At 50.4% G+C, this 12,306-nt stretch carries 10 protein-coding genes; 3 read left to right on the top strand and 7 right to left on the bottom strand.

Features of this window, described 5'->3' with window-relative positions; all coding sequences use genetic code 11:
* Positions 1-871 precede the first annotated feature (871 nt).
* Positions 872-2,236, bottom strand: a complete 1,365-nt coding sequence (locus AM590_RS19620; RefSeq protein WP_082677615.1) for a sulfatase — start codon at positions 2,234-2,236, stop codon at positions 872-874.
* Between the two features lie 260 nt (positions 2,237-2,496).
* On the opposite strand from AM590_RS19620, the gene AM590_RS19615 reads away from it, so the two are divergent.
* Positions 2,497-3,555, top strand: a complete 1,059-nt coding sequence (locus AM590_RS19615) for a glycosyltransferase family 1 protein (protein ID WP_082677614.1) — start codon at positions 2,497-2,499, stop codon at positions 3,553-3,555.
* Here AM590_RS19615 and AM590_RS19610 read toward each other — a convergent pair.
* A complete protein-coding gene (locus tag AM590_RS19610) occupies positions 3,552-4,445 on the bottom strand; it encodes a glycosyltransferase (RefSeq protein ID WP_172795726.1) in 894 nt (297 codons plus the stop codon). The genes AM590_RS19615 and AM590_RS19610 overlap by 4 nt on opposite strands.
* Positions 4,446-4,651: 206 nt before the next feature.
* On the bottom strand, positions 4,652-4,900 hold the full coding sequence (locus tag AM590_RS21345; RefSeq protein ID WP_058825673.1) for a hypothetical protein: 249 nt from the start codon (positions 4,898-4,900) through the stop codon (positions 4,652-4,654).
* 353 nt (positions 4,901-5,253) lie between these two features.
* Between AM590_RS21345 and AM590_RS00145 the strand changes: the two genes are divergently transcribed.
* A complete protein-coding gene (locus tag AM590_RS00145; protein WP_058825672.1) occupies positions 5,254-6,219 on the top strand; it encodes an endonuclease I in 966 nt (321 codons plus the stop codon).
* Positions 6,220-7,286: 1,067 nt separating this feature from the next.
* Here AM590_RS00145 and AM590_RS00140 read toward each other — a convergent pair.
* Both AM590_RS00140 and AM590_RS00135 read right to left on the bottom strand, forming a co-directional pair.
* Positions 7,287-7,481 carry a hypothetical protein gene (locus AM590_RS00140; RefSeq protein WP_058825671.1) on the bottom strand — a complete coding sequence of 65 codons (195 nt, stop codon included), beginning with the start codon at positions 7,479-7,481 and terminating at the stop codon, positions 7,287-7,289.
* Positions 7,478-7,786: a hypothetical protein gene (locus AM590_RS00135; RefSeq protein ID WP_058825670.1), complete on the bottom strand. Its 309-nt coding sequence runs from the start codon at positions 7,784-7,786 to the stop codon at positions 7,478-7,480. Before AM590_RS00135 ends, AM590_RS00140 begins: the two co-directional genes overlap by 4 nt.
* A 961-nt stretch (positions 7,787-8,747) precedes the next feature.
* Here AM590_RS00135 and AM590_RS00125 point away from each other — a divergent pair.
* On the top strand, positions 8,748-9,398 hold the full coding sequence (locus AM590_RS00125; protein WP_058825668.1) for a hypothetical protein: 651 nt from the start codon (positions 8,748-8,750) through the stop codon (positions 9,396-9,398).
* 333 nt (positions 9,399-9,731) lie between these two features.
* Here the strand turns inward: AM590_RS00125 and AM590_RS00120 are convergent, their stop codons facing one another.
* Complete coding sequence (locus AM590_RS00120) at positions 9,732-10,454, bottom strand: helix-turn-helix domain-containing protein (RefSeq protein ID WP_004967251.1); 723 nt, start codon at positions 10,452-10,454, stop codon at positions 9,732-9,734.
* Positions 10,455-10,659: 205 nt separating this feature from the next.
* Positions 10,660-11,799 (bottom strand): acyl-CoA dehydrogenase family protein, encoded by a 1,140-nt coding sequence (locus AM590_RS00115; RefSeq protein ID WP_058825667.1) that lies wholly within the window; start codon positions 11,797-11,799, stop codon positions 10,660-10,662.
* Positions 11,800-12,306 lie beyond the last annotated feature (507 nt).

Raw genomic sequence — 12,306 nt, 5'->3', positions numbered from 1 at the left:
CGAAGGATCATCTTGCAGGGTCGCTGAGCTCATTCCACCTCAGCATTCACCCTGCTCTTTGGTGTGCTAATCGTTCTATGACACCCTCGGTGTGACTGCAATTACTATCCAGTCTGCCGATCCAAATCGATAATTCGGTACGGCAACTATCAATTGCTTAAACGGTATCTGTAATAGTTGTGACTGAATATTTAATGACTAAATCGTCACCATCTTCACTCACACTCACCCTCACATCTTCGGTTTCAAAACGAGTCTGAGGCAACTAGACGTAGAAATTGGGAAATCGTACAGGTGATCACCAGCACGCCCAGTACTTTTCGAGAGCGTTAGACGTACCTTTCCTCCATCTCAAATGTCCAATCGAAATAGGCGAGTGTATCTGTGAGAGATACCGTTTTGCGAGGGTAGCGTTTCTCGGTGATATCGTGAAAAGACGTAGCTGCTGGATAGGTGCCGTTACGATTGAATAGAGCGACATCAAGAATCAGAACTTTGTCGAGTATATCACCACATATAACTACGATTGATTACCGTTAATCTTGAAGCCGTTTCATTGACTGCGGCCCGCCTCGGCTAAGGTACCAGCAAATCTAGCAGGTTATCAGAGAAGTGACACCCAACAACCAGATACATTGAATTAATTACTTTTGTATTAGGAATATAAACAACCACTTCTACTTTGCGAGAATAACGACCGTCAGCATGAAATCGGGCGGTGAACACCCAACAGACATCATGATCCTCTGCCAGGACCAATATCCAAGCGTAGTGGTCTTAACTCTCGCCGGACAGGTCGGGTGCTGGTATGATTCACCTACTTTTCGACCTATCTATTCATTAATTATATATTATACTGTATCTGCTATATCTATAAATATCCAAGATCTTCCAATCTGTCTTGAACATCTCCTTCCACTTCGTCTTCAAGTCGGCGTGTATTCACATCAAGATTAGAAAGACGATTCAACACGGCTTGCTGTATGTCTTCTGAGTCTGGCGCGTCTTTTTGATAATTTTCGACAAATTCGCCATTTTTAATGCTGGATAATCGGTCCTCGTTTCTTATTTTGTCTACCTCAAACAACAAATCTTTTGATCGAGCAGCAACGATGACCTCGCCATCCATTTCATGTTCAGCAATAATAAATTCTCTTTTAGTATCAGTAATTCCCTGTCCTTCATACTTGTGCGGAGACTCCACTCCTAATACGTTATGAAATAGAGGTGGCAAGTCCAACAAACTAACTAATTCACTAGAGTACTCTGAAAGACCTTCTGGTCCGTTTGTTATGATTAGGGGAATATGTAGAAGTTCGTCATACATACGTCGTGGTTTACCGTATGCACCATGTTCACCAAATAGTTCACCGTGGTCAGATGTGTATACGATTAAGGTATCTTCATATCTGTTCATTTCACTCAGCTTGTCAAGGAGTCGATTAATCTGATCATCTGTATAAAGGACAGCAGCATCATAGAGCCGACGAAGTGAATCAATCTCATCTTTTGACAAAGTCTCGGGTTGGGTAAGTAACTGAGAGTACCATTCAGAAACATCTGTCTGCGAGATATCTGCAACATCGAATTGAGCACGATATTGTTCTGGAGGATAACACGGATGATGAACGTCCATATAATGGACCCAGCCGAAGAATGAATCATCTGCGTCGTCAAGCCAGTTGATCGCATCTGTTGTGATAGTTTCTGCATTAACATATGGTCGTGGCTTACCTTTCACCAACTCATAGGTCTTCTTTATGATATCGGTGAGATGGAACACCTCATCGATCTTCTTCATCTGAGGGTTCGACAATTCAATACCCCGTGGGAAGATCTTGGTTGCAATTCCCATTAGTGGGTTTTGGTAGTCCTCAAATGTATCAAATCCAACATTATAGTTGAAGTGACGTGAAAGGAACGGATTACTCTGGAAGCCACCAGTAGTGAGCCCAGCATCTCGAAGATTAGATGCAACTCTCGGCCGCTCATCAGTTAGTGGACCTAACCCCCCATATGATAACGGTAGTGTTCCTGTAAGCATAGCAGGGAACGAAGGCGTTGTTCCTGGCCCTGTAGCATACGCATGCTCAAAGGAAACACCATCCTCAGATAACCTCTCAATTGCTGAAAGTTGTGGACTACTGGTTAATGTCAAATCATATCGAAGTGAGTCTACCGTGATTAAAAGAATATTCTCAACGTTTCTAGCCGTTTGCTCCGCGCTCTCACTCATATGCTCGCCTCCAAGTTAGCTCACCTGTCATTTTCATCTTTCCTTCTGAGATGAGTTGCTCTCCCAAATAAACACCGACTGTCTCAAGAGAACACAAGAATCTCTTAGTTCATATGCCGTGAGTACTTCATCTATCTATCCATTTCCTGGAAGTGTACTAAGCAAGTAAAATAGTAATAGAGAACCGATACTATAACTAACATTGGCTAACTGATGGAAAGATACGTGCTTCGAGGTGCCAGGGAGGACATAATAGAAAGATGAATATCGGAATCAACGCACGAGTATTCAGTCTTGAGACTCCTGCAGGAGCCGCTCAAGTCGGAATACAACACACAAAGAATCTAATTGATCGATCAGACTCGTGTACATTATACGGGAACGAGGAGGGTTATCGGTGGTTCGATAATACACCCTCGTATAGTGATACTCTTTTCCCATGGAACTCGCAGGCCTTTGGTGTCATCTGGGAGCGAAGTGTACTTCCGTTCCTCGCAGCGAAAGATGATTTAGACATTCTATTCTGTCCAAATGCAAACGCCCCGCCCATCACTTGGGGAGATTACAAAACAGTAGTACTTGTTCACCATGTCGGTTCGGAACATGGGCACAGTAGCCTTCAACGATTTTATCGAAAAGCGACGATTCCGCTTGGTGTTCAGAATGCCGATGTTGTAGTGACTGTTTCAGAATTTTCGAAAAAGAGAATCGTTGAGAAGCTCCCAGTCAAGCAAGACGATGTTCATGTAGTCTACAATGGTATTGACGACCTCTTTTTTGAGAAAAATGCTGGAAAACCGATCGAAGTTCCTGACGAGTATATCCTGTTTGTAGGCTCCGCGGATGAGCGCAAAAACCTCTCACGCCTCATTCAGGCATATAACAGACTAGATACAGACTGTGAGCTTGTTGTAGTTGGTCCAAGTGATACCGCTGCTTTCGGTAACGAGAAGGTCGACCGAGATGATATTATAAACTTAGGATATGTCTCACGGGAGGAATTGATATATGTATATGAAAATGCAACTATATTTGCGTATCCTTCTCTCTATGAAGGATTTGGTCTTCCGCCGCTTGAGGCAGCTGCTCGTGGGACACCGGTCGTCACATCAAATGTAACGGCAATACCTGAAGTGATGGGAGAGGCAGCTGAGTTCGTTGATCCATACGACATTGATTCGATCAAACGAGGTCTAGAAGTGGTTCATGACTCTAATCGGCTTGAAGAACTCTCTCAGAAGGGACGAGATCGATCAGAGCAGTTTACTTGGGACAAGGCAACTAATAGGTTGCTTGGTGTGTTTGAAGACCTATTTTAGTGCCCCAGTCGTTGATCGACGCTCGTTGGAAGATGTCCGTGATTTTTCCCTAGCATGAATGATATGAAGTAGACAATGTCGTACAAGAGTGCGTACGGAATCCAGTAGACTGCACCAGAGCTGATTAAGTAAGCGTATTCATTCCAGACATACTGTACCCCATCAAATAGGAAGTCATCGGAATCAGTAGCAGCGATTTCGGTAAATGCTTTCCCGTCTTTGTATCGTCGGTTGAATAGTGACCGAAGCGTATAGTCGTGTGAGTGATAGACTTTTGACTCTGGGCAGTAGTGAATTTCGTAACCTGCAGATGCGACTCGGTATGCAAAGTCCTTATCTTCAGACATAGGTACAGAATCGAGGAATTGAAATTGATTCCAAACATGGCGAGAAACCGCTGAGTTTGCGTCAGATAAAAATATGTTATCCATATAGAAGTCCCCTTTCTTGTTTGTGTCGTCCTTTGTGAGAGTAATTGAAGAATCTGGATAAAAATATTTGTAAAAGAATTTGTCCGAAGGTTTAGCATCAGAGTACGCTACTTGGTTGCCATAACATACATCGGCATTACCATTTTTAATTGGACTGGTGAGCTGGGTTAACCACTCGTCATCAACTGGAAGTGCATCTTGAACGGTAAAGACGATAATATCCCCTTCAGCTTGGTCCGCTGCTCGGTTTCGAGTTTTTCCGTGGTGGAACTCGTCAGGTGGAATCTCAATGATGGTGTCAGCATACTGCTCTGCGAGCTCAACTGTACCGTCGGTAGAGCCAGAGTCAATAACGATGAGTTCGATATCAGAGATAGTCTGATCTCGAATTGATGTTAATGTTTCCTCAAACTCCTGGCCTGCATTTTTAGTGGGAATGACGACGGAAACTCTGTTCATATACATATTCTGTATTGAAATCCAAATGAAGGTACTGGAACAACTTCATTTGAAATGAACAGAACGATAACGGCCATCATATTTATCACATTTGTGAACGGTGACTGATTTGACTATTTGGATGAGATATCCGGAACGACTGGGGCGTGTCCATTTAGGCTAATCTGTGTCTTGTAAAGTCTCTATTAGATTCTGGATTGAATGAATTATTCATTTATTGAATCTCGCGGATCTTCCACCAACTCATACAACCCACCCCGATTCAACTGCGTAATCCAGCCGGCATTCGTTAGATTCCGAAGCGCGTACTCGACCTGCCCCTTTTCTAAGTCGGAGTGCTCACGCAGATAGAGCGGATTAACACGACCCCACGGCGAACCAGAACGCCGACCCTGTTTGAATAACTCGAGGACGACTTCCTCCCGTTCGTTCGGTTCGTAGCGTTCGTTGACCATGTCTGACGCGCAGTTCTAACTCCGTAAACATAATTCTCAGCAATCTACTCAGCACATGACCCAACTGTTTGCCAAGCATTTTGCTAAGCAAAACTACTAAATAGCCACCTCTCGTAGCACCTATCGAGAAGCACGGGTCGCCTCAAAGGAGAGGACGGTGCTGGAGACACCGCCCCGTGCTTCGCCCAAGACGAAGCATGAGCAACTCAGATAGAGATAGACAAGAGTCTGTTGAACAGCATCAAAACCAACCACCAGAAGAACTCAACGAGTGTCCTTTCTGTGGTGCGGTCGGGCTACCAGAACGCATCAACGATCATGACTGCCAGCCGTTCTTGGTGGAGGCCTGACGGATGCGGTACGAGTGGCTCGATGAGCGAGTTGACGAGATTATCGAGCGCTACGAGTCGGGACAGTCGCTGCGTGAGATTGCGGAGGTGTTCGATGTGTCCACGAGACCGATTCAGAGTCGCCTGCACGACCACGATGTCGCAATGCGAAATGGTGGTCCAGCATACACACAGTTAGCGAACCGAAGGGATGAGTTGGTCGACGCGTACGAGCGTCGGCGTTCCCTCCAGTCGCTTGCGGACCGATACGACACGTCCCCAATCGCAATTCGATTCCACCTTGAAGAGGCAGGTGCCGACCCAATCTCATTCCCGAAGACCACCGATATCGGACTGAATCCGTCTCAGGTATCGGTTATTCAGGGAGAGTTACTCGGCGATGGGTGCTTACACTCTCGGTACGATGGGTCGTGTTTCTTCCAACTCTCGACGACGACAGCGGAACACGCGCGCCGATTGATCACAAAGCTTCCCGATGGATTCTTCCCAGAGTCACAGCCGAACTCGATCACCCGGCTGAATCAGTTTACTGACGAAGACTATACGTGCTGGACAGTCACGTCTCGACCGCAACCACATCTTCAGCGAATGTACGAGGAGTGGTACGAAGTCAGAGAGGAGAAGAACAATCGAAAAATCGTCCCCGAAGACTTCCACCTCGACAAGACCGCACTCCTGCATTGGTACTGGGGTGACGGGAACTGCTCAATCCGTGACAGCGGCGCACCGCGTGTTTCCTTTGCGACCCACGGCTTTCCCGAGTCGTGCGTCGAACACTTGCAGTCGGAGGTCGACCGACTGGGGTACGACAACTACGCAGTCAGACAGAAGGGCATCGAGGACGGCTCCGGGTTGTACATTCGGCTTCGTGACTACGATGCACGGAGGTTCCTCGATGACTTGCGGCGTTCGAACACGGTCATGGCGTACGACTACAAATTCCCGGTTCCTGTGAAGGGCCCAGAATGACTAGGTAGTTTCACAGTACGCCTGAGCTACTGACTGCTTTGCGCACGAAGTGGCTAGGTGCCGTAGGGACAGTATTTGTGGCACCACCATCTCTTTTTTTAACCGTCGATTCAGTCGCAGACTCGTTAGGCCAAGCACTCGCGGGTGAGCGCCCACCGACTGAACCGACGACACGCGCCGAGCAGTACGATTGGGACAGTGTCGCCGACCAGGCGGAGACGGCGTACAAGCGCGCCATCGACGGTCGGTGGTGATGTCCGTTAGGGCAGTGCGACACGCGTCCGTAGCTGTGTCTATCGAAGAAACTGACGCCAGCGAGTGTACAGATACATCCCGCCGAAGATGAGGCCGATGAGCATCACGAGCCCGGTCACATGCGTTTCGCGCACACCGACAGGAAAGGGAGGTGTTTGGAGGGACACGCCGGACCACAGTGGAGGGACTGAGAACACTACTAGCGGTGTCGAACGTCTATTTAGTTAGAGATTGTGTCCGTCGCATCGATGTGGCCACGTCGTCGAACGGGTTACGCCGAGCAGTAACGAGGCAGCGTGGACGGCAGTAGGTGCCGAGTGGTATAACATACATATGTTCGGTACACCTGCACGCAGTTTCCGACACGCATTGGGGCACCACGAGCCGGACACAGTCTAGGGGTCTTGTTCAAAGTACACCGCCTACAGCGTCGCTTGTGGAACACTGGTAGCCAGAATAGCGTGTTGTGTGGATCTTCGGTTCGGTCCAAAAAATGAGTGATAGCCATCTAAAAATGATAACAGTCAGTTTTGATACTATTTTTGTCTGTTGACTGAATATACTATTCAGGGTTTGGGACGCACTCCACGGAGAACCCTTCCGGTTGTTTGTGGTCCCAAAAAGCATCACATACGGCTTCAATGCTGATTCGTGCATTCGCAGAAGTCGACTGATTGGCTGTTTATCGGGGCCCCGTCTGAGGAACGTGATTTCAACAGAGCCGATTTAAATACTATATTTACAGAATACTCAAAATAGTGGTATTTAAGTGTTACAATATAGTTTTGCGCTGAGAGTATTTGAGACTCGATTTATCGACGCCGGCAGTCGTGTATCTCGATCCGTTCTGGCAAACCCACCGCGCCACACGCGGGACACGCCACGAGCATCGTCGGCAGCTCCTGACAGGACTCCAGCGCAGCGTGCAGATGCGCTTGCACGTCGGGGTCGGTCGTTCGCGTCAGCGCTTGGGCGAGGTGCATCTGCAACTCTTCGTGGGCACTCATGCGCGAGGGTCCTCCTTGCGCTCGGAATCCACTCGGAGTCCGATGGGTGCAAGTTGGCCCATCGAATCCCACCCACGCTTCTGGGAGACGAATGCCTTCCACTCTCGAAGCGGCCGGCCATCGAGTGGCTGGTAGTGGTCGAGGGTTCGGCCGTCAAAGACGACGACGGCGTCGGCAGGTCGGAAGTAGTGGTGTGTGAAGCCCTCGGTGTCGATTCCAAGGGTGAACGAGTTCGCGAGGGCGTTAGTAAGGTGGTCAGCTAGCGATACGGTACGCTCTTGTGTCGCGGTGTGCGTAGTTGACATTGGCTTACTCTGTCCTGAGAAGCCACCCGGTCACGTGTTACAGCACGTGGCCTTTCTGCAAAAGGCGAACCCGGTACTTCTCAGTTACAACTCTGTTCTACGGCAGCTTAATAGTTGCGAATACTCGCAACGTAAGATACATGATATTTGAGAGAGATTGTTCGTAGTAGGTGACGTAGAATGCCACGATCTCGCGGTCTCATTACAAACACTGAGTGGGAACGAATTGCTGAAGCAAGCGATGAAGAACCCGAAAAGCGGTATCAAGCAGTGTCTCGAGTTCGGCGTCGAATCCATGAAGAACTCCCTAAGGAGATGGCAATGCTGGCTGAACATAAGCCCGAATTGCTAACCGAACTTCGAGAGGTTGTCTGCGAGTTAGACGAAGATGAGACCTAATACGCTCGGTGTGGATCAGTTATAGATCAGACGCTCGCAGTTCGCCTGCAAGGAACTGTTTGCCTTTCTCAGTAATGACGTAGTGTTTACTGTCGCCAGTAACGTGTTCAATTAGCCTATGTTCCTCGAGCGGCTCCAGTGTTCGGTAGACAGTAGTGCGCGACGGGCCTTGTGAGAGCATTCTGTCGAGATTTAGAGCAATGGTTTGAGCGGGCAAGGCAATTCCAGATTCGTCCAATAGCTCTAACACTGGGATACTCGCCTTGTTCATCCACTGTGCTTGGTCTCGCATAGAGGTCCCTCGCAACGTGGTGATTATAGAACGAGTGGTTTTGTCATCAAATTGGTACTATCCTTCCCAATTTGAAAATAATAGTACCAAATTTTAATACCATGACTTTCGTTCGGTAGGATAGACTGTCTACTGGATCATTGGTCTCTGCAGAAAGGACCCGTGTTGTAGCACGGATCCGGTGCGGTCTAACCCCAACCGCATGTCTCCGAACACACCACCCACGCAAAAAGGTCTCGTCGCACAGCCACCCCGAACGGAGGGCCACAAATGACCGACCCCTCCATCGAAGACCTCGCCGCCCGGATCGACGAACTCGAAGACCGCGTCGACAAACTCGAAGCCGACAACGAACAACTCGAAAACACAGTCGATGCCCAGGCACAGACAATCGCGTCTCAACGCGACCAACTCTCTCAGTACAAATCCCGTACCGACGACCTCGAAGCCCAACTCGACGCAGCAACCGACCACCGCAAGCACCTCCAACAGCGCCTTTACGCCGTCGAATCCGAAGGACCCCCAGCCGACGAGTCCACCACCCGTCGCTCCCCACTCCAACAGCTCATTCGACTTCCCTCGAAGGCGCTGTCGAACCTCACCGCCAACCAAGAGCGCGCTCGCTTCATCGCCAAGGACATCAAAGAGTACGCCACGAACGTCCCTGCTGGCTTCGCACTCGACTCGGGGACGATTCGCACCGTCCTCCACGCAAAGGAAGGCCGAACGCCCCACACCCAAACCGTCAGTCGTGTCATGGACTTTCTCGACGACCTCGGGAAAGCAGGCGTGAAGATCGTGAAACGCCGCGGGACCAAACGCGTCATCTTCTCCGAACACGTTGTCTCGGAACTCGCAGAAACGTCACCGAAGTCCTCGGGTGGGAGTGCAATCACAGACGTTGTGATGGGGTGGCGCTAGCGAGCGTGTGATCAACCGTCGATAGTCGGGACGCACTCCACGGGTCGTCGACACCCACCGCGGGTACAGACGCTCGTTCTAGCAGCAGCACTGGAGAAAGCCCCTTTGTGGACAACGGTAGTGTGAGTGAATAAAACGAGTTTGTGGTGGTGAGTCAACCGAGACAGATCACAACGGGTGTGATTAGTAGGCTCTGTTGAATGCCGTAGAGCCTGATAGAAACTGTGTGACACAGACAGAGGGTGGATTTAGCACGTGGGTGTCGTTCGTTTCCAAGCCTCGTGAGCAAAAATGACTGTTACGTAGGGTTGCGAACACAAATTTCGAAGGACACTATTCGAGCCACGTCAGGCCGTCTCTCCCTAATAAAATCGCCTCCACTTTGTGAAGGTGTTCGTGGAGGGTCGAAGTGGTAATCCCCAATTCATCCGCTAATTCGCCGGCCGACGTTTCCTTCGGATACTCGTAGTACCCCATCTCACGAGCGAGTTGAAATACCTCTAACTGACGCTTCGTGAACTGATCCACTGGCAGTGTGGTTGGCGCATCTCCCCGATTCTGCTGTTTCATACTCCGCACATGAATCTCCGCACTCATCTGCTCACGAACTTCATCAAGCTTGATTCGAGCCGTCTCCCGGTCGTGGTTCGTTACGAGACTCCAATACTCCCTCCCATCTCGAATATCAATCGGCCCCGTACACACGAATCCACGAGAAGTGAGTGGCTGACTAATCTGCTTTCGCCCATCGTGAACAACGAGGAGTTCGCGCGTTGCATTTCCGGGCTTTGGAATCGATGCCTGTCGGAAACCAGTCGCCATCTGGGAGACAGAACGAACGTGTTCAGACGCACGAATAGCTTCGATACCCTCGGTAACCGATTCGTGATTGTTCGCGTAGATAGTGAAAAGCGTCGCAACCTCGCCGCCAGTCATGTAAATCCCATAACCGAGAATCCCGACGTCGAGACGCTCCGTGATTTTGATTTCCCAGCATTCTGGGTACCAGAGATCAAGAGACACCTGAAGTGCTTCGTCAGACCGCTCGGGAGACATCGTAATATCGAATATCCCTATAGCCCGATAACGGTTCTGTGAGCCGGGGCAGACAGCCGACGACCCTCTTGGTCGGCTCTGTTGAAATCCTTCAGCGTTGACATTGGAGAGAGCGCTCTTTCTGGCTAGTTTCCGTGGATCACAGTGAAAGCTAGTCTCTCAACAAATCGCAAGACAGCGAGAGGACTTCAACAGAGCCTCTTGGTCAGTTATCATGTCGCTCGAAGATGGCCTCAGCAAGTGTGTTCTTGTGACCTTCGTTCGGGCCACCGGCAATCGTGAGGAGTTTCGCGTCGCGCAGATACCGCTCGACATGGTGCTCAGTCGTGTAGCCGATACCACCGTGGAGTTGAATCGCGTCGTTTGCGTTGTCCACGGCGGCCTGTGTGGCGTTGATTTTCGCCATGCTGAACTCGCGTGTGACGTCGTATCCACGTTCGGCACGGTCGGCCGCGCGGAGGGTGAGTAACCGGGCGGTATCGACTCGTTCAGCCATCTTCCCGACCTCCCATCCTACACCTTGGAAGTTGCTGATGTGCTGGCCGTACTGCTTACGTGCGCTCGTGTAGGCCACCGTATCTTCGAGGGCAGCGCGGGCGATACCGATACCGCGAGCTGGGACGTTCACACCCGTATGTATTTCTCCACGCTGAACGTAGCCCTCGCCCTCCTCGCCGACGAGTCGGTCATCGGGAACGCGAACGTTCGAGAGGGAGACGCGCGGGGATTTGACGCTGTTCGCGCCCAGTGTCTCCCATACTGTCTCGGTTTCGAAATCATCGGTTGGTACGAGAAACGCGCTGATGTTGTGTGGGGCGTCCTCCTCGGGGCCAGTTTTCGCGTACGTAAGGACGTAGTCAGCGTCAAAGAAGTTCGTTACCCACTGTTTGTGGCCGTTGAGTACCCACTCATCCTCGTTACGTTCAGCGGTAGTCTCCATCTCCAATTTATTACTCCCCGCGTTCGCCTCACTCAAGCCGAGTGCGCCGACAGTGTCGAAGGACACCATCTCTGGAAGGAAGTCCTCGCACTGCGCCTTGGTTCCGAAGCGCTCGACGACTGTCGCAACTCCGATGTGGAGTCCGATGGCACTTGCCACGGACATGAGTCCAGCCGATAGCTCTTCGATCATCAACGCGAGTTCGACGAGGCCTTCGCCCCGGCCCCCGTATTCTTCCGGAAGCGTCACGCCCGTCAAACGACGTTCGCCGAGTTCGTCGAAAATCGTGCTCGGGTACTCCTCCTTTCGGTCGAGGTCTCTCGCCTTTGGTTCGATTTCCGTTTTTGTAAACTCCCGAACCTCATCTCGAAACTCCCGTTGATTCTCCGTCAGGCCGAACCTCATATATCATGGGTATGCACCTAACCGAGTAAATGTGGAACCTGCTATAGCAGGCTATCTGGAGATACCCATCAAGATGATTTTCTATACTAAACGAGTTTTCATCCAACTCTGTGACCGACTTGCGCCCTGTATTCAGCACGGCCGCAGCAAGCTGTTAGTACTGAGGATTTCAACAGAGCCGAGTAGTATTGATTGGCCATCCTCTGGCAACGACGACTGCCTGCCGTAATAGCCAACTACGAGCCACGAGTGGACTCGCTCACGATGTCGGTCGAATCGTACGGTCCCACTCGTCCGGACCCGCTGACTCGATTTATGGCCGCCTGCCAGGGCGCTGGTATCGCCTCCATCGCATCTCCAACGGTCGGGAGTGCGTCGATCCTCGTCGTGAGTGCCGTCACCCACTGGACGCCAAGCGGAGGGTGTCATAGAACGATTAGCACACCAAAGAGCAGGGTGAATGCTGAGGTGGAATGAGCTCAGCGACCCTGCAAGATGATCCTTCGG

Origin of the sequence: Haloferax sp. Q22 (assembly GCF_001482285.1) — an archaeon.
Lineage (GTDB): Archaea > Halobacteriota > Halobacteria > Halobacteriales > Haloferacaceae > Haloferax.
The sequence above is the reverse complement of the archived record's forward strand: the minus strand, read 5'-3'. Positions and strand labels throughout refer to the sequence as shown.